Raw genomic sequence first — 17818 nt, forward strand, 5'->3', positions numbered from 1 at the left:
GCTTTGATGAACAACTTCTGATATATGCCCAACGCCCGGACGCGACTGCCGTAGCCGAAATCAGCACATGGAACAGACTATTTAAACGTTGGGTAAACAAAAACAGCAAAGCGATTGTCGTATTTGACACGAAGGGGCAAAGAAACACATTGAAATATTATTTTGATGTTTCCGACACCCACGCAGGTTATTATGGCAGTCAGCCAGTTCCCATATGGCAGATGGACAGGCGGTACGAGCAGCCAGTCATAGAAAGATTATCGGGCAGGTTCGGAGAAACAAAGTGCAGCGACTTCGCTTCCGTCTTGATGGAAACAGCAGAAAACGCCGTATCGGATAACCTGCCCGATTATCTTGTACAGCTAAAAGAAAACACGAAAGACAGCTATTTAGAAGAATTTGACGACCTTAATATAGAAGTTATTTACAGGCAATTAGCGGCGAAAAGCGTTGCTTTTATGTTATTTCGCCGCTGCGGTCTGGAAACAGACGCCTATTTTGACAAAGAGGAATTTGCGGATATTGTAAATTTCAACACACCTGCGGTTTTAAATGCTATTGGAATCGTTACCAGCGATATTTCAGAAATGGCATTGCGGGAAATCTCCCAGACTATCCGAGATGTGCAAATCGAAGCGAATAAGCAGAACCGCACATTTGCAGGAAATCTTCCAAACCAGTATGATACAGGCAAGACAGGGAAAGAAAGGAGTAAAGAGAATGAACGAAATCACATACAGCAGACAGGGGGATTATCTCATTCCCGACCTCACATTAGCGACAGAGCCAGAACTTCCCCTTGGCAGATATGCTTTGATGCACAGGGATTATTTAGAGAACCACAAAAAAGTGACATACCTCAACCTGCTGACAACAGGAAGGTTGAACGCACACTTGTACCAGACCGAGCAGACGGCATTGCAGCGTCTGGAGATTTTGACAAAACAGCTCGCCAAAGAGCAGGGAGTGACGGAAGAATTGAAAGAGAAAGCCACAATGCAGTGGCTCGGCATGATGAACAGTATCCGCAGCCAAGCGGAGGAAGTCATCTTGAGCGAACTGATTTACAATTAGAAAATTCAGAACCAGAGCCACAATCGGACGGCGGCAGGCAGAAAGAAAAAACGGCTACGGCACAGACAGCAGAGCCTGCCGAGGGCAGCGTTGCCAACGAGGAAGAAGTTGCCGCCAATCTCCCGACCATAGACGAACAGATTGAAATGATAGCTGAAGCAGAGGATAAAAAAACCTCTGCTTTTGTCATTTCCCAGGAGGATATTGACGCCGTCCTTGTAAAAGGGAACAGCGTTGCGAATGGGAAATACCGTATTTACCACCAGCTCCAGAAGCAGAGGGATAAAAAAAATAATATTGATTTTCTGAAAAGGGAATACGGCACGGGCGGGTTCTTTGTAGACTTTTCAGACGGCACGGAAGGATATGTGTGGTATAGCGGGAAGGGCATCGCCATTGAACGTGATGGCATTTCCACTGAACGCAACCTTGTGTTGAGTTGGTCTAAAGCGGAAGAACGCCTGCGTGAGCTGATTAAGGATAACCGTTATCTCAATACAAAAGAGAAAGACCATTACGCCGATTATCTGGAAAGCGTGTCTGCGCCACAGTATGAAATCGACACCCAAAAGAAACTTGCAAGGCAGCGTTTTATTGAGGAAAAAAGAGAGTTGCCCCCTGCGGACAAGCGGGACACGCTCGCCCTGCGGCTCTCCGATTTCATCCGTGATTTGGACGGTTATGAAAAATCCTTGCTTGAAAACGTAGGGCGCAGCGACCTTGCCGATGTGACCGAGGGACAGATGGAACAGCTTATCACCGACTCCGCTGCCATGCAGCAGCTTCTTGATTTTCTTAAACTGGTACAGGGCAAGACAGGCGATGTTTACAGCCGCAGCAATGCGTGGCGTTTCTCGCAGGAGTTGACAGAGTTATATCCTCTCCGCTACCTCTACCACGAGGGCGACGTGGTGTATATCGGGGCGGACAAATATGAGGTCATCGCCTTTGATGAGAACGCTGTGTCCTTGCGAAATGCAGCGTTCCCGTTGTTCGGAAAGGAGTTTAGCCGAGTTGACTTTGAAGAAAAGCTAAAAGAAAACTCTGCCAACAACCATTTAAAAACAGTGGTTACCGAGAACCAAAAAACGAGAACACCTACCGAGGAAAAATCAGACAGCCTTGCCCTTTCTGTCGGATTTTCCGAACATCCCGCCTTTTATGACAAGGAGTTGAACGACCGATTTACAAATTTGAGTTTCGCTTTGGGGAATAAACTGCTCGGCGTTTTGGATGAAAAACAGCACCGTGAAAGGGAGAACGAGGATAACCATGTCGGCTGGTATCATAAGACCGATTTTGAAATCCATGCCATTATAGACGGCGAGGAATTTAACTACGAAGGACGGTTTGATATTGGGGACGGCGAGGGGGATTTGGTAGCCCATATCCGAAATTTCTATGAATATTCCCTCTCCCCCAACTGCCCCTTTATTCCAGAATGGAAACAGCAGGGGGAAGATTACTACCAAGAGAAAATGGAATCCTTGCGTCTGGGGCGTGATAGGTTCATCCCGTTCTTGGAACGGCACACTGGGCTGACCCCAGAAGATGAAAAGCGTCTGGGTGAGATAATGGCTGCCGAGGATGATTGGTTTCACAGAAGAAAAGAACCTACCGAGAAAGAAGCGCAGGAATACGCCGACACTTTGAATCATACGGAATGTGAGGAACAGCAGGGATTCAAGCCTGACACATCTGGAACAGAAGAAAAGCAAGATAACTCTGACCTTATCGGAAAGGAACTCTCCATTGACAACCGCCGTTATATGATAGAAAGCGTCGGAAAAATCAGCGGCGAAGTTTCCATGCGTGACATCACGTTTCAGAACAACGTAGGTTTCCCGATAAACCGTGTGGAGAAAGTCGGCTATGTCCGCAGGATTTTAGAGCAGGAAAAAGAACAGAGACAACAGCAAAGACAGGCACGAAAAGAAATACAGACCGAAGAAAAAACAGAATCCCCCGCAGAGCCGACCATGGAAACCGTGGCGGAATACGCCGCCGTGGAGAATGGACTGCCTTATGACATTGTTGTAGAGAAGATACGCTTTGACGAGCCAGAGCAAGAGCAGACGAGGACAACGCTCGTTACGGCGAAACCGTCCACTCCTGCTCTCTCCGCCAAACGCCATAACTACCGCATTACCGATGAAACGTTAGGCGTTGGCGGCGCAAAAGAAAAGTTCCGCAACAATATGTCCGCAATAAGGCTTCTCCACGACCTTCAGATAGAAAACCGCCTTGCCATGCCCGAAGAACAGGAAACCCTTGCAAAGTACGTCGGTTGGGGCGGTCTGTCGATGGCGTTTGACGGGAATAATGCGGCATGGGCAAATGAATATAAGGAATTAAAATCAGCACTTTCCGACGAGGAATACCATGCCGCTATGGAATCCACGCTGACCGCTTTTTATACTCCGCCTATTGTCATCAAGGCAATGTACGAAGCACTTGACCGTTTGGGATTTTCACAGGGGAACATCTTGGAGCCGTCCTGCGGCACGGGGAATTTTTTAGGATTGCTGCCCGACAGCATGGAGAAATCAAAGCTGCACGGCATTGAGATTGACCCATTATCGGGTAGGATTGCAAAGCAGCTCTACCAGAAAGCCAGTATCGCCATTGAGGGGTTTGAGGAAACGAAGCTCCCAGACAATCACTTTGACGTGGTGCTTGGCAACATCCCGTTCGGGGAGTTCAAAGTCAACGACAGCCGCTACAATGCCCAGAAGTTCCTAATCCACGACTATTTTATCGCAAAGGCACTGGACAAGGTGCGCTCAGGCGGCGTTGTGATGTTCATCACCTCTAAGGGGACGATGGACAAAACAAGCCCAGAGGTGCGGAAGTATATCGCACAGAGAGCCGAGCTTTTAGGTGCTGTCCGCTTGCCAGACAACACGTTTCGGGCAAACGCAGGCACAGAGGTCACGAGCGACATCCTTATTTTGCAGAAACGTGACCGCATGATAGAGATAGAGCCAGAGTGGGTACACCTCGACACAGACGGGAACGGCGTCACGATGAACAGCTACTTTGTCCAGCATCCAGAGATGGTGCTTGGCGAGATGAGGATAGAAAGCACAAGGTTCGGCATGGACAGCGTTTGCAAAGCCTATCCAGACGTGCCGCTTGCGGGGCTTCTCCACGTAGCCGTGCAGCGGATAAACGGCGAAATCCCAGAGATAGAAAATGAGGTTGACCGTATTTCTGACGAGCAGGAGAAAGCTATCCCCGCCGACCCGAACGTGCGGAACTTCTCTTTTGCCCTTGTGGGAGGAAAGGTCTACTTCCGAGAAAATAACGAAATGACCCCTGCGAACGTATCCATGACGGCGGAGAACCGCATCAAGGGGCTGTTGGAAATCCGTGACTGCGTGAGAAAGCTCATCCAGTACCAGACCGACGACTGCCCAGAGGAAATGATACAGACCGAGCAGGAAAACCTAAACCGCCTATATGATGCCTTTACTAAAAAGTATGGTTTAATCAACAGCAGAGGAAATTATCTTGCTTTTGCGGCAGATGAAAGTTATTTTTTACTTTGTTCCCTTGAAGTGCTTGACGATGAGGGAAAATTCAAACGCAAGGCGGATATGTTCACGAAGCGGACGATAAAGCCCCACCGAGAAGTGACCTTTGTGGAAACCGCCAGCGAAGCCCTCGCCCTCTCCATCGGGGAGAAAGCCCGTGTCGATTTATCTTATATGGCACGGCTTACCTGCAGGTCGGAGGAAGAAATCATCAAGGAATTGCAGGGAGTTATCTACAAAGTGCCGTCTTGTGAGCCTGCAAGGTATGTGACCGCAGACGAATATTTATCGGGGAATGTGCGGGAGAAACTGAAAATTGCAGAGATAGCGGCAAAGTCAGACCCAAAGCTTGCGGTCAATGTAGCTGCTCTTAAAAAGGTTATCCCAAAGGATTTGCCCGCAAGTGAAATCTCCGTCCGTCTGGGTACGACATGGATACCGCAGAAGGATATACAGCATTTTATGATGGAGCTTTTGACGCCGTCAAGCTATGCGGCAGACAGGCTGCGAGTACGCTATACGGCATATAACGGCGACTGGTTCATCGAGAATAAGAGTTCCGACGTGGGAAATATCAAAGCGGACAGCACTTACGGCACGAAACGGGCAAGTGCCTACCGTATTATAGAAGACACATTAAATTTGAGGGACACCCGCATTTTTGACTATATTTATGACGAACACAACAATAAAAAAGCGGTGCTGAACCATAAGGAAACCACGGCGGCACAGGCAAAGCAGGAGGTGATAAAGCAGGCGTTTCAAGATTGGATTTGGAAAGACCCAGAGAGGAGGAACAGGCTTGTACGTTGCTACAATGACACATTTAACTCTATCCGCCCCCGTGAGTATGACGGAAGCCATATCACATTTGGCGGCATCAGCCCAGAGATTCAGCTAAGACCGCACCAAGTTAATGCGATTGCCCATATCCTTTACGGCGGCAATACGCTTCTTGCACACAAAGTGGGGGCGGGCAAGACTTTTGAGATGGTCGCCGCTGCGCAGGAAAGCAAACGGTTAGGGCTATGCCAGAAATCCATGTTTGTCGTGCCGAATCATCTTGTCGGGCAGTGGGCGTCGGAGTATTTGCGGCTCTACCCATCTGCTAACATTCTTGTCACGACCAAGCGGGATTTTGAAACGGGAAACCGCAAGAAGTTCTGCGGCAGGATTGCGACGGGGGCATATGATGCGGTGATTATCGGACATTCGCAGTTCGAGAAAATCCCCATCAGCGAGGAACGACAGAGGGAACAGCTCAAGCGGCAGCTTCATGATATAGAGATAGGAATAGACGAAGTGCAGGCATCCAACGGGGAACAGTTTACGGTTAAGCAACTCATGAAAACAAGGAAAGCTATCAAGGCGAAGCTAGACAAGCTCAACGACACCAAGCGGAAAGACAGCGTGATAAACTTTGAGGAATTGGGCATAGACAGGCTCTTTATAGATGAGAGTCATTTTTACAAGAACCTTTACCTTTACACCAAGATGCGGAACGTTGGCGGTATCGCCCAGACCGAAGCCCAGAAGTCAAGCGATTTGTTTATGAAATGCCGCTATCTGGACGAAATTACGGGAAACCGCGGCGTGGTTTTCGCAACAGGCACGCCCATCAGTAACTCGATGGTCGAGATGTACTCCGTGCAGAGGTACTTGCAGTATGACACCCTTGCAAGGAACGGATTGCAGCATTTTGACAGTTGGGCTTCCACGTTTGGTGAAACGGTTACGGCTCTGGAACTCGCCCCCGAAGGCACGAATTACCGAGCCAAGACAAGGTTTGCAAAGTTCTACAACCTGCCAGAATTGATGCAGATGTTCCGTGAAGTTGCGGACATTCAGACCGCCGATATGCTAAAACTGCCCGTGCCAAAGGTCAATTACCATAATATCAAGACAAAGCCGAGCCAAATCCAGACGGAAATGGTGGCGGGGCTTGCCAAGCGAGCCGAAAAAGTAAGAGCAAGGCTTGTAATGCCACAATTTGATAATATGCTCAAAATCACAAATGACGGTCGGAAACTGGCACTTGACCAGAGGTTGATTGACCCGCTGCTGCCAGACGACCCGAACAGCAAAGTCAACGCCTGTGTGAACAATATTTACCGTATCTGGGAGGAACATACCGACACCAAAGCGGCACAACTTGTATTCTCTGATTTATCGACACCTACTAATAAAAAGATAATAGAAATGCAGGAAGTCAGCGAAAATATCTTTGAAATGCTGCCCGACCAATTTGATAATGTCTATGATGATATGAGGAAGAAACTTATACAACGTGGAATCCCTGCGGAGCAGGTGCGTTTTATCCATGAAGCTACTACTGACGCACAGAAAAAAGAACTATTTGCCAAGGTAAGAAGCGGCGAGGTGCGTGTATTGTTTGGCTCTACCCAGAAGATGGGTGCGGGTACAAATTGTCAGGACAGGCTAATTGCGATTCATAACCTCGATTGCCCGTGGAAACCGTCGTGAGTAGGACGGATTTTGCGGACATTCAAAATAAAAATGAATGTGGAGGTACAGACAATGGCAAAGACAATTTTTGAGGAAATGGGCGGCAGATACGAAAGGCAAGGTGACTATTTAATTCCATGTATAGCTTTACCCGCCGAAGAAGAACAGCCGATAGGCACATGGGGACAGCGGCATCTGGACTATCTGAAGCAGTACCGCAAGGTTACATACACCAATCTTCTCACAAGCGGCAGGCTGAATGCTTACCTTGCCGACATCAACAGGCAGGCGCAGGAACGCTTTGAAAGGCTCATAGAGGGCATGAAACAGGCACAGGGCATAACGGAACGTCTAAAGGCAGAAGACGCCTTAGAATGGACAGGGCGACTAGGTAACATAAGGGCTTGTGCGAGGGAGATTGTGAATGAGGAAATAATTTTCGTATAGGTAAACGAAGCGGCAGAGCGTAAAAGCCCTGTCGTTTTTCTTTGGGAAAGTTTTATATAAATGATATAAAATCTCTGTATATAGGAGATTTATTTTATGTAAGATACAAAAGTTTATATTTGTACAGTTACAGTTGATGTGGTTTCTAAGGCAAATTATAATATTAGATGGACGGTAGGCAAAGCATTTAAAGTAAAAAATTGGGGAATGAACAGAAAAAACTATTGAAAAAAGTAAAATTAATTGTAACGAATCGCACTTGAAAAGAACTAACAATATGAGGTGCTGATATGGATAAAGAAAAAATTGATGAAATATATCGTGAAAACGCTGCAATGATATATAAATATCTATGTGGCTTAACGCAGGACAGCGGACTTGCCGAGGAACTGACGCAGGAAACATTCTTTCAAGCAATTAAAGGAATTGACAAGTTTAGGGGAGATTGTAAAATTTCCGTCTGGCTATGCGGAATTGCCAAAAAATTATGGTACAAAGAACTTGAAAAAGGAAGCAGGCATAAAACCGCCCCACTGGACGATACGATACCTTCCACAGAAAATGTTGAAAGTAAAAGTCTTAATAATTTAGAAAAAGTAGAAATTTTCCGCCTAATGCACAACCTTGATGATGTAACAAGGGAAGTCATGTATTTACGATTGGCAGGAGAATTACAATTTTCTGAAATTGCGGCTATCTTGGGGAAAACGGAAAATTGGGCTAGGGTAACTTATTACAGGGGAAAACAAAAAATAATGAAAGGAATGAAAGAATGGAACGAGAATTAGCTTGTGAGATTGTAAAAGATTTACTTCCTCTCTATGTGGACGGAATGGTAAGTGATGTTTCCAAAAAGAGTATAGAAAGCCATTTAGAGAATTGTACAGAATGTAATGAAATATATCACAATATGGCTTATCATCTGGAAATGGAAACCTTGCCAACGGAGGTTTCCGACATAAAAAGATTTTTGAAAAAAACAAAGAAAATGTATCTGCTATATGGGTTAGGCGGTCTTAGCTTTATTGCAATACTTGTCTGTCTGATTGTGGATTTGGCAGTAAACAAAGGAATTACATGGTCTTTGATTGCAGGAAGCTCTTGCTTATTTGCGGACGCTTTGATATATGCTCTATCAACCTGCAAAAAGAATAAAGGCTGTATTGCAATGGCAGTTATAAGTATTGGGTCGTTTGTCCTGCTTTCTGTCATACAGATTACCAGATATTATCTTATAGGAACAGGGACAGTCTGGCTTTTCCGTTATGGCTTACCCATCCTGCTGTTATGGCTTCTTGTCCTCTGGCTTCCAGTGCTTACAAGAACATTCCTAAAATGGAACATTTGGGATTGCATAGCATGGTTTCTGTTATTGGTAATCATAGGAAACTATGTTACTAAACTGATCATAGGAGATTATGTGTGGAATGATGTACTCCATATGCAGGGATTTATAGGTAATGCGCTTGGAGAAGTGATTGGAATAATAGTATTTGGACTTATAGGGAGGATAAAAAAATGGAGAAAATAATCAGCGTAAAAAATCTAAGAAAAACATATAAAAAGGAAACCGCCGTTGAGAATGTCTGCTTTGACCTTACACCTGGAAGTATCATGGGACTATTGGGAACAAACGGAGCGGGTAAGACTACGACATTAAAGATGATTACCAACTTGTGTTCCAAAAATAACGGGAAAATTGTCATAGACAATGTATCATTAGACGAAAACCCTGAACTGGCATTGTCAAAGGTTGGGGCTGCACTTGACACACCCAGTTTTTATCAAGAACTGACCGCAAGAGAAAATATAGAATGTTTTGCACATCTATATGAAAATATCCCTAAGGGGCAAGTCATGGAATTGCTTGATTATGTCGGGCTTAGTTCACAGGCTGAAAAGAAAGTTAAAAAGTTTTCTCTTGGAATGAAACAAAGACTGGCATTAGCAAGGGCTATGTTAGGGCAGCCAAAACTGATTATTTTAGACGAACCGGCAAACGGATTAGACCCGCAGGGACAGATTAACCTATACCGTTTGATTTGTGATATGGCAAAAGAACGAAACACAACATTTATCGTTTCATCACACCAACTACATGATATGGAAAAATTCTGTACCGATATTTTAATTTTGGATAAGGGAAAAAGTATCTTGCAGGGGAAAACGGAAGAAATTTTATCTGAAACGACAAACATTGTGGACTGTATACTGGAAGAAACGAAAACTGCCAGGAGCATCCTCTTCGAGTGCCAAGGAATAAGTTTGATTTCAGAGAACGGAAATCAGTTTACAGTCAGACTTGAAAATATCTGCTTCGACGAATTTATTAAAAAACTTGTAGCAAACCATTTGCATATCCGCTATCTTTCCATGCGGAAACACTCATTGCAGGATCTCTTTCTAAAATTAACAGGGGGAGCAGAGCCATGTATCCATTAACAAAATTATATGCGAGAAAAATATACAGACAAAAGCTGATTTACATTTTTTTTGCGTGCTTTTTTATAGCTTCTTTCTTTTATGCTTTTCTTATTTCAACACCGCAAATGGAAGACATGCTGAATATCAATATTGGAATTGTTGGGAGGAAAAATTTCCCCGAATTTATGATGAGATTTTATGTCGGAACAGTGGGTATTCTTTTTAATGTATTTCTGCTGACGTTGTCTATTTGTGAGGAAGATAGGAACAAAATGCTTTATCAGCCTTTATTGCATGGGGAAAACCGCAGCAGAATGATGCGGTCAAAAATTTATGTTGCCGTTAGTATGTCAATAATTTTTGTTTTACTGACAGCTTTTATAAATTACACAACAGCCTTTATGCGTTGGGGCTATGAAATCTTTGAACAGGCAGCTTTCATCAGAACCGTTATAAAATATCTGTTATCAGGTATCTATATGTCGGTTATTACGCTTGGAATCATTACACTTTGTATCTGTACCCGCAACGCATGGAAAACGATATTATTTGTGATTATTTATTTATTGATTGACCAATTTATTTACAGCTCCAATATTGCATTATTACAAAAAATATGGGTTGGATATTACCTTAACCTTTGGACGTTTGCATATGAGTATCAGAAAATACCATTCAGCGAAGTACTGATAGGAATATCCATTATGGTACTGTACGGAATTATTTTTTTTCAAATATCCCTATACAGAACAAAAAAAATAGATTTTTGAGTGAGGTAAAAAATGATTATAAGATTATTAAATATACAATTTACACGGCTGAAAAGGCAAAAGATATTATACTTATTTTTTGTCGTGATGGCAGTAATTATCATCTCCAATGCGCTGGGGTGCGCAGGCAGTTCAGAAGATTATGACATGGGATATTATGCAGGCGGTAAATTTCCAACGATGTGTATGCAGTCCTATATTGATATTGTCGGTACACTATTCCTTAGCTTTATCAGTGCAGTATTGATATGCGGGGAAAAGGCAAGCGGTATGTTTCGACAGCCTTTGTTGAATGGTGTTTCCAAAAGACAGCTTTTAATAGCAAAAACTGTTAGTATTTTCACAGTTGCGCTTATATGTTTTTTGTTTGTGGCAATCGTTAGTATTGTAACAGGCTTCGTTTTATGGGGCAGTCATATATTTGATAATGCACAGGAATATTTGTTACAAATGTTATTATTAGCTTTTCCGCAGACAACAATGGTTCTGTTTCTAGTGCTTTTGTCCTTGTATATGTCAAATATATCCAGTATGATGTGCGCTTCTCTGATAATTTTGTTAGTCAATAATTTATTTAGCCAGTTTTTTGGCAGTTACATTTCGTTTATAGACTTTATGTATTATCTGTATGCTTTTTCAGGATATAACGGAATAGAATTAACAAGCAAAATAATTATATTAGGAATTGCTGTAAATATCATAACAGGAATTATTCTTATTTATGGTATTATCAGACGTACAAACAATATGATAATGTAAAATTTTAAAAGAAATATTTTTAACAGGTGAGTATAAATGAAAAAACAACAATGGATACTTTGCCCTATTTGTGGCAGTAAAACTCGTGACAGAATCAGACAAGATACTATTTTGAGAAATTATCCTCTATATTGCCCGAAGTGTAAACAGGAAACGCTGATTGAAGCAAAAAATTTAAAAATAACAGTCATCACAGAGCCAGACACACAGATGCAGAGCCGATGAACAAGTGAGCAATCACAGTTCGTTAGCTCTATTTTATTTCATAAGGTTTTAAGGCAAACGCCCACCATATAAAAAAACGGTGTTATGGTGGGCGGTATTGCTATGCCCGAAAAGACTTAACAGACACTCTCCAGACCTGTTTTGAAGTTTGGAGGTTTTTTATGTCCTTTTTTCGGGCAGTAATCTATCTGCTCATGCAACGCATATTTGACTTATACATAGCATATCAGGGAATGGCAGGAAGCCAGTTAAAAAAATCCCTGCCCATGTAACGCTACTTCTCACCATGAAACCGGAAGTAGAATCTCCACTTAACAGAACATGTATCTCCTATAACCGTAGAGGTCACAGAGCCTTTGCGGTTTTTCTTTTGTCGTTTTTTATCAGATTGTGCCGCAGGGCTGTTTCTGGTGTCCGTTGCCGCTCTCCGCCCTCTCCATCTGGATTTTAGCATTTCAAAAATTCAGATGGGAGGAAAATACGGTGAAGTATGCACCAAGAAAGGTATATATCAAAGAAAACAACGTCTATGTGGAACTATCATATAAAGACTTTTGCCGCCGCAGGGAATCCGACCAGAGTTACATGGACAAGCTGTTTATCCCCGTGCAGGGCTGTCTGCTTGAAGTGGTGCGGGAACAGTACGCAGATTTCTATCGGGATAAAGAACGGTGGCGTTATCTGAAAAAACTGGACACAAATCACAAGCTGCTGTCATTAGAGGGATTTACGGATAGTGAGGGGAATGTGCTTGATTTTATTGTTGATGAAGCGGTGGACGTTGCAGAAACCGTTGTCCGTGCGGTAATGGTGGACAGGCTGAAAGCCGCCATGTCCTTATTGTCGGGAAATGAGCAGGCATTGATAAACGCAATCTTCTTTGAGGAACTTTCCGAGCGGGAAGTCGGATTGCGGTTAGGCGTGACACAGAGTGTTGTCAACAAGCGCAAAGCCAAAATCCTTGCGAAGCTGAGGAAGATAATGGAAAACAAAATTTAAGGCGTTCAGCCCCCTTGTTTTTTCCTTTGGAAAAATGAGGGGGCTTTTCCCTGCCCCCTCAATCAATTCTGATAGGAGGAAATAAGGATGGCATACAACCACGGACGGGAGGACAGGAAATGGCGCATCTGGAAAGAAGCCGAGGAAAAGGTTCTGCGCGAGTGCGGCGTTGATGAAGCGGTCATTGAACAAATCCGCACAGACGACAGGGCAGATTTTAATTCCAACAGGCGGTTTTACCGATGGGCGAGCGACTTCGGCGAATACCTTGAGGGCATGGCGGACAGGGAGAAGCAGTCGGAGGTAAGGTCTGTTTCTGATTTACTGGACGAGATTGAGGACGAAAATCTGTACCTTGCCTTAATCACGGTGGACAGGCGCACGTTACAAATCGTCCTGCTGAAAATGCAGGGCTATTCCACTAAGGAGATTGCCCCGCTTGTGCATTTAACGGCAGGGGCTATTTATGCAAGGCTCAACCATCTGCGGAAGAAGCTGCGGAAAATTTTATAAGCGTCTCATATATCCTGCTTTCCTATGGGCTATCGGGTGAGGGGCAATCCCCTCATTCAATTCTTTTCGGGAGGAAAGGAAATGGCATACGGGGCAAAGACATACACGCTTCGGGAGGAATCCATGGAAAGCGGCACAAGGTATTTTATCAGCTTTAAGGATGGGCAGGGGGAACACCACGAACTGGAAGTGTCCGAGCAGTTATTCATTGAATTTCGGCAGATGGAGCGCAGGAACAGAAACCTTCAGCAATGGAACCAGCGGCACAGGGAGTTTAACGAGGTGTGGGACGAAACGCTTTACAGACGGGCGCTGAGAGTGCCAAAAACGCTTGATGAAAGAATGATGGAAAAAGAACGGAATGAAATATTTGCTAAAGCGGTTGCCCGACTGCCAGAGATACAAAGGCGGCGTTTCCTGCTCTACTACGAGTATGATTTTAATTTTTACCAAATCGGCGAAATGGAGCATTGCACCGCTTCCGCTGTCCAGAAATCCGTTTCAGTCGCAAGGGAGAAAGTTAAGGTGGAAATGAGAAAGTATCTCCAATCTTAACGATTACTGACCGAAAAAGAAATCCATTTTTATCGGCGTGGGGATGGCGGCAGTACATACTCTCACTTCTTTGTGTGGGAGTAAATCTATTTTAGGAGGTCAATGCCTATGTGCAACAAAACCAAAGACACCCACCGAAAGGAGGAATCCCATGCAGAAGCTTCAGACAGTCAACGCCGACACGCTCCTCTATGAGCCGCTTGAGAAGCCGTCTTTCGTGGTGGACGGTCTGATACCCACGGGCTTAACCCTGTTCTGCGGCTCACAGAAAATCGGCAAGAGTTGGCTCATGCTAAAACTCTGCCTCTGCGTGTCGCAAGGAATCCCCTTGTGGGATATGCCGACACAGGAGGGTGACGTGCTTTACCTCTGTTTGGAGGACACGTTCTGCCGCATCCAAGACAGGCTGTTCCGCTTGACGGACGAAGCAAGCGGGCGACTTCACTTCGCCGTGGCAAGCGATAAGCTGTCAGACGGTCTTATCGTGCAGTTGGAGGATTATCTGAAAGAATACCCCGACAGCAGACTCATTGTGATTGACACCTTGCAGAAAGTCCGCACCGCATCCAAAGACAACGCCTATGCAAGCGATTACGGGGACATTTCCCTTATCAAAGACTTTGCAGACAGGCACTCTCTGGCGGTCATTGTCGTACACCATATCCGAAAGCAGAACGACAGTGACGTGTTCAACAAAGTGTCTGGCACGACGGGATTGACGGGGAGTCGGACGCTACCTTTGTTCTGCAACAGGAAAGCCGTGCGTCCAATGCCGCAAAGCTGTATGTGACGGGCAGGGACACGCCCTATCAGGAGTTTACGCTCCGCTTCCGTGATTGCAGTTGGGAGCTGGTGGAGCGTAAGGAGCAGGAACAGCTTGCCAGAGAAGCGATACCAGACGTTCTTTTTCGGTTAGTGGATTTCATGCAGGGCAGGGAGGAATGGACTGGCACAGCCACGGAGTTATTGGACGCTCTGGGGGAAACGGAAACAGCGGCGAATGTCTTGACAAAGTGGATGAACGAGTACCGCCTTGGCTTCCTGCTTGAAAACCATATCCGTTATGATTTCAGCCGCAGGAGCAGCGGGCGGATGATTTCCCTTGCCGTTGCCACCGACATTTAAACCTATGTGACATCGGCGGCTTTAACTTATGCGTGACGGTCATGACGATGATGACGGTGTTTTTGGGATACCCCCTGCCATCGTCACCGTCATAGCGGACGTATGTAAAATCGGCGGCTCTGCCCTTCGGGAGAACACCCCGTAAACGCAAAGTGCAGGCGTGGGCATTACTCGCCCTTTTCGGCTCGTAAAGCCACCCCTGCGGTCGGAAAAATCTACCGATTTTTCCGACTGCGTTTACAGGGTGTAACACACTACACTTTGCTCCGCAAAGTCGTGTGCCAGACGTTCCCTCTGGACTCCCTTAAAGCAGGGCTTACGCCCTGCCCATCCTCTGCCTTGCGGCTTCGGATGGAAGAATGCCGGCGTGACAGTGACGGCTATGACTGGCAATAGGGGGTATCCCAAAAACACCGTCATCATCGTCATGACCGTCACGCATACAGAGTACCCGCCGAAGAAAGGAGGAATCCTGCCATGCCCTATGCAATTCTGCGTTTCCAGAAACGCAAGGCAGGCGGCGTTGCGGCTTGTGAACGCCACAACGAGCGGAAGAAAGAAGCCTATAAAAGCAACCCAGACATTGACGTGGGACGCTCCAAAGATAACTACCATCTTGTGAAGCCGCCCCGCTACACCTACAAGAAAGAGATAAACCGAATGGTAAAATAAGCGGGCTGTAAGGTAAGGAAAGACAGCGTGATGATGGTGGAAACGCTCATCACCGCTTCGCCAGAATTCATGAACAGCTTACCGCCCGAAGAACAAAAAGCCTATTTCCAGACGGCTCTTGACTTCATTTCGGAGCGTGTGGGAAAGCAGAATATCCTCTCCGCAGTCGTCCACATGGACGAAAGGACGCCCCATATGCACCTATGCTTTGTGCCGCTTACGCCCGACAACAAGCTGTCAGCGAAGTCCATTTTAGGCAACCAAAAGAGCCTTTCCGAGTGGCAGACCGCCTACCATGAGCGGATGTCCGCACGGTGGAGCGAATTGGAAAGAGGTCAGTCCTCAATGGAAACGAAGCGGAAACACATCCCCACATGGCTCTATAAGTTGGGCGGCAGGCTGGATAAACAGTATGCGGAAATCGTGTCTGCCCTCTCCGACATCAACGCCTTTAACGCAGGCAAGAAAAGAGATAAGGCGTTAGAACTGCTCTCCGCATGGCTTCCAGACGTGGAGAAATTCTCTAAGGAAATCGGGAAACAGCAGGCGTATATTGACAGCTTGAAAGAGAGAATCGGGCGGGAATCCGACTATGCGGGGCGTATGCGTGATGAGAAGTACGAGCAGGAATTAAAGGTACAGAAAGCCAACCAGAGGATATTTGAGTTGCAGAGAACCAATCAGCAGATGGAACGGTTATTGAAAAAGATACCGCCAGAAGTGATAGAGGAATTACAGAAAAGTAATCGGAACAGAGCGAAAGAAAGGTAGGAATGTGAATGAAGAAACAGGATTTTAAGGTATTAAAGACCGCAGATTTATACCCGTTTCCCGACAACCCGTTTCATGTAGTGGAGGATGAAATGTTATCAGAATTAGCGGAAAGCATTAAGGAGTTTGGAATCGTAACGCCGATAATCACACGTCCGAAAGAGGACGGGGACGGCTATGAAATCATTGCGGGACAGCGGCGTGTCCGTGCTTCGGAGCTTGCAGGGATAAACACAGTCCCCGCTTTTGTCCTGCCCTTAGACCGTGACCGAGCCATCATCACCCTTGTTGACAGCAACTTACAGCGTGAAAATATCCTGCCATCGGAGCGGGCATTTGCCTACAAGATGAAATCCGAAGCCATGAAGCGGCAGGGCTTCCGCACGGATTTAACTTCGTCCCAAGTTGGGACGAAGTTGCGGACGGACGATAAAGTGGCGCAGGGCTTCGGCGTTGGCAGGATGACCGTGCAGAGATTTATCCGATTGACGGAGCTGATACCGTCAATTTTGCAGATGGTGGACGAGGGGAAAATCGCCCTCACGCCTGCGGTGGAACTGTCCTTTTTGAAGAAAGGCGAGCAGGAAAACCTATTCGCCACAATGGAAAGCGAGGAAGCAACGCCCTCACTCTCACAGGCACAGCGGATGAAAACCTTGAGCCAGAGCGGGCGGCTTGACATGGACACCATCTTTGCAATTATGACGGAGGAAAAGGGAAACCAGAAAGAAACCGTAAAAATCGGCATGGAGCGGTTAAAGAAATACTTCCCGAAAGGAACAACGCCGAAGCAGATGGAGGACACCATCATCAAACTTTTGGAGCGTGAATTGCAGAGGAAACGGGGCAGGGACAGCCGCTAATCTTCTCTTTTCGGATAGTAAATGCACAAAGTATCCAAGCAAAGAAAAAGTAGAATCGAGGTAGGAAATGAAAGAAATACAGTATGAGATTGTAAAGGAAATCGCCGTATTGTCTACGAGCGACAGCGGCTATACAAAGGAAATCAATTTAATCTCATGGAACGGGAAAGAGCCGAAATACGACATCCGCAGCTTTTCCCCCAGCCGTGAGAAGTGCGGAAAGGGAATCACGTTGACCGCCGATGAAGCGGCGGCTCTCCTTAAAGCATTGCAGGAAGAATCGAACAGCGGGGATTGATTGTATCTGATAGGCAGGGCGGGGACGTTTCCAGACGTTTCCAGACGCTCCCCCTGTCCTGTCTGGAAAGGAAGATTTGAATATGGGCGAGGATAAGACAGCGAACAAAAAGAGAAAACGTATTGTGGCAAGACAGCCAGTGCAGATGATTGTCAGCCGTGAATATGTCGGCACACAGACCGTTGCCGAGGCGTTCATCCCAATTATCTCCGAAGATATACGGAGGAAGATTGCCGAGGATGACACCTTCGACAATGAGGGTATGTCCGCTTAGAATGTACGCAATGGAACATGAAAACAGTTAGGGCAGATACGGAGGTT

General features: G+C 45.7%; 17 protein-coding genes and 2 pseudogenes. 18 read left to right on the top strand and 1 reads right to left on the bottom strand.

Features of this window, described 5'->3' with window-relative positions; all coding sequences use genetic code 11:
• The first annotated feature begins 214 nt into the window (after nt 1-214).
• The 14 genes and pseudogenes from GN277_RS32100 to GN277_RS04290 form a co-directional block, all read left to right on the top strand.
• Complete coding sequence (locus tag GN277_RS32100) at nt 215-340, top strand: hypothetical protein (RefSeq protein WP_280178591.1); 126 nt, start codon at nt 215-217, stop codon at nt 338-340.
• A gap of 380 nt (nt 341-720) precedes the next feature.
• Nucleotides 721-1074 (top strand): TnpV protein, encoded by a 354-nt coding sequence (locus GN277_RS32105; protein WP_244324596.1) that lies wholly within the window; start codon nt 721-723, stop codon nt 1072-1074.
• Between the two features lie 773 nt (nt 1075-1847).
• Nucleotides 1848-7094, top strand: coding sequence for an LPD25 domain-containing protein (locus GN277_RS04235; protein WP_244324956.1), 5247 nt, complete (start codon nt 1848-1850; stop codon nt 7092-7094).
• Between the two features lie 54 nt (nt 7095-7148).
• A complete protein-coding gene (locus tag GN277_RS04240; RefSeq protein WP_159749965.1) occupies nt 7149-7523 on the top strand; it encodes a TnpV protein in 375 nt (124 codons plus the stop codon).
• A 290-nt stretch (nt 7524-7813) separates the two neighbouring features.
• Nucleotides 7814-8311: an RNA polymerase sigma factor gene (locus GN277_RS04245; RefSeq protein WP_159749967.1), complete on the top strand. Its 498-nt coding sequence runs from the start codon at nt 7814-7816 to the stop codon at nt 8309-8311.
• On the top strand, nt 8296-9054 hold the full coding sequence (locus GN277_RS04250) for a zf-HC2 domain-containing protein (protein ID WP_159749969.1): 759 nt from the start codon (nt 8296-8298) through the stop codon (nt 9052-9054). The genes GN277_RS04245 and GN277_RS04250 overlap by 16 nt, the downstream gene beginning before the upstream one ends.
• Nucleotides 9042-9965, top strand: a complete 924-nt coding sequence (locus GN277_RS04255; protein WP_159749971.1) for an ABC transporter ATP-binding protein — start codon at nt 9042-9044, stop codon at nt 9963-9965. The genes GN277_RS04250 and GN277_RS04255 overlap by 13 nt, the downstream gene beginning before the upstream one ends.
• Nucleotides 9953-10717, top strand: a complete 765-nt coding sequence (locus GN277_RS04260) for an ABC transporter permease (RefSeq protein WP_159749972.1) — start codon at nt 9953-9955, stop codon at nt 10715-10717. Before GN277_RS04255 ends, GN277_RS04260 begins: the two co-directional genes overlap by 13 nt.
• Before the next feature lie 12 nt (nt 10718-10729).
• On the top strand, nt 10730-11476 hold the full coding sequence (locus GN277_RS04265; RefSeq protein WP_159749973.1) for an ABC transporter permease: 747 nt from the start codon (nt 10730-10732) through the stop codon (nt 11474-11476).
• 36 nt (nt 11477-11512) lie between these two features.
• Nucleotides 11513-11701, top strand: a complete 189-nt coding sequence (locus GN277_RS04270) for a cysteine-rich KTR domain-containing protein (protein ID WP_159749974.1) — start codon at nt 11513-11515, stop codon at nt 11699-11701.
• A gap of 483 nt (nt 11702-12184) precedes the next feature.
• Nucleotides 12185-12700 (top strand): sigma-70 family RNA polymerase sigma factor, encoded by a 516-nt coding sequence (locus GN277_RS04275; protein ID WP_159749975.1) that lies wholly within the window; start codon nt 12185-12187, stop codon nt 12698-12700.
• A gap of 87 nt (nt 12701-12787) precedes the next feature.
• On the top strand, nt 12788-13213 hold the full coding sequence (locus tag GN277_RS04280) for an RNA polymerase sigma factor (RefSeq protein WP_159749976.1): 426 nt from the start codon (nt 12788-12790) through the stop codon (nt 13211-13213).
• A gap of 81 nt (nt 13214-13294) precedes the next feature.
• Nucleotides 13295-13768: an RNA polymerase sigma factor gene (locus GN277_RS04285; protein WP_159749977.1), complete on the top strand. Its 474-nt coding sequence runs from the start codon at nt 13295-13297 to the stop codon at nt 13766-13768.
• Nucleotides 13769-13919: 151 nt separating this feature from the next.
• Nucleotides 13920-14875 (top strand): annotated as a pseudogene (locus GN277_RS04290) (AAA family ATPase); the annotation flags it as partial.
• A 334-nt stretch (nt 14876-15209) separates the two neighbouring features.
• Here GN277_RS04290 and GN277_RS30855 read toward each other — a convergent pair.
• Nucleotides 15210-15335 carry a hypothetical protein gene (locus GN277_RS30855; RefSeq protein ID WP_280178592.1) on the bottom strand — a complete coding sequence of 42 codons (126 nt, stop codon included), beginning with the start codon at nt 15333-15335 and terminating at the stop codon, nt 15210-15212.
• Nucleotides 15336-15370: 35 nt separating this feature from the next.
• Between GN277_RS30855 and mobV the strand changes: the two are divergent.
• The 4 genes and pseudogenes from mobV (at nt 15371) to GN277_RS04310 (ending at nt 17771) form a co-directional block, all read left to right on the top strand.
• Nucleotides 15371-16336: pseudogene (mobV, locus tag GN277_RS04295) on the top strand (MobV family relaxase).
• Between the two features lie 8 nt (nt 16337-16344).
• Nucleotides 16345-17199 (top strand): ParB/RepB/Spo0J family partition protein, encoded by an 855-nt coding sequence (locus tag GN277_RS04300; protein ID WP_159749978.1) that lies wholly within the window; start codon nt 16345-16347, stop codon nt 17197-17199.
• Nucleotides 17200-17266: 67 nt separating this feature from the next.
• A complete protein-coding gene (locus GN277_RS04305) occupies nt 17267-17497 on the top strand; it encodes a YdbC family protein (protein ID WP_159749979.1) in 231 nt (76 codons plus the stop codon).
• Between the two features lie 82 nt (nt 17498-17579).
• Complete coding sequence (locus GN277_RS04310; protein WP_159749980.1) at nt 17580-17771, top strand: stage II sporulation protein R; 192 nt, start codon at nt 17580-17582, stop codon at nt 17769-17771.
• The last annotated feature ends 47 nt before the right edge of the window (nt 17772-17818 follow it).

It is taken from the genome of Sporofaciens musculi, assembly GCF_009830285.1.
Taxonomy (GTDB): domain Bacteria; phylum Bacillota; class Clostridia; order Lachnospirales; family Lachnospiraceae; genus Sporofaciens; species Sporofaciens musculi.

What these genes read in the sequence shown, in the direction of transcription:
- GN277_RS32100 (WP_280178591.1), top strand. Translation starts at nt 215, where the DNA reads ATGGCAGATGGACAGGCGGTACGAGCAGCCAGTCATAGAAAGATTATC.
- GN277_RS32105 (WP_244324596.1), top strand. Translation starts at nt 721, where the DNA reads ATGAACGAAATCACATACAGCAGACAGGGGGATTATCTCATTCCCGAC.
- GN277_RS04235 (WP_244324956.1), top strand. Translation starts at nt 1,848, where the DNA reads ATGCAGCAGCTTCTTGATTTTCTTAAACTGGTACAGGGCAAGACAGGC.
- GN277_RS04240 (WP_159749965.1), top strand. Translation starts at nt 7,149, where the DNA reads ATGGCAAAGACAATTTTTGAGGAAATGGGCGGCAGATACGAAAGGCAA.
- GN277_RS04245 (WP_159749967.1), top strand. Translation starts at nt 7,814, where the DNA reads ATGGATAAAGAAAAAATTGATGAAATATATCGTGAAAACGCTGCAATG.
- GN277_RS04250 (WP_159749969.1), top strand. Translation starts at nt 8,296, where the DNA reads ATGGAACGAGAATTAGCTTGTGAGATTGTAAAAGATTTACTTCCTCTC.
- GN277_RS04255 (WP_159749971.1), top strand. Translation starts at nt 9,042, where the DNA reads ATGGAGAAAATAATCAGCGTAAAAAATCTAAGAAAAACATATAAAAAG.
- GN277_RS04260 (WP_159749972.1), top strand. Translation starts at nt 9,953, where the DNA reads ATGTATCCATTAACAAAATTATATGCGAGAAAAATATACAGACAAAAG.
- GN277_RS04265 (WP_159749973.1), top strand. Translation starts at nt 10,730, where the DNA reads ATGATTATAAGATTATTAAATATACAATTTACACGGCTGAAAAGGCAA.
- GN277_RS04270 (WP_159749974.1), top strand. Translation starts at nt 11,513, where the DNA reads ATGAAAAAACAACAATGGATACTTTGCCCTATTTGTGGCAGTAAAACT.
- GN277_RS04280 (WP_159749976.1), top strand. Translation starts at nt 12,788, where the DNA reads ATGGCATACAACCACGGACGGGAGGACAGGAAATGGCGCATCTGGAAA.
- GN277_RS04285 (WP_159749977.1), top strand. Translation starts at nt 13,295, where the DNA reads ATGGCATACGGGGCAAAGACATACACGCTTCGGGAGGAATCCATGGAA.
- GN277_RS30855 (WP_280178592.1), bottom strand. Translation starts at nt 15,335, where the DNA reads ATGCGTGACGGTCATGACGATGATGACGGTGTTTTTGGGATACCCCCT.
- GN277_RS04300 (WP_159749978.1), top strand. Translation starts at nt 16,345, where the DNA reads ATGAAGAAACAGGATTTTAAGGTATTAAAGACCGCAGATTTATACCCG.
- GN277_RS04305 (WP_159749979.1), top strand. Translation starts at nt 17,267, where the DNA reads ATGAAAGAAATACAGTATGAGATTGTAAAGGAAATCGCCGTATTGTCT.
- GN277_RS04310 (WP_159749980.1), top strand. Translation starts at nt 17,580, where the DNA reads ATGGGCGAGGATAAGACAGCGAACAAAAAGAGAAAACGTATTGTGGCA.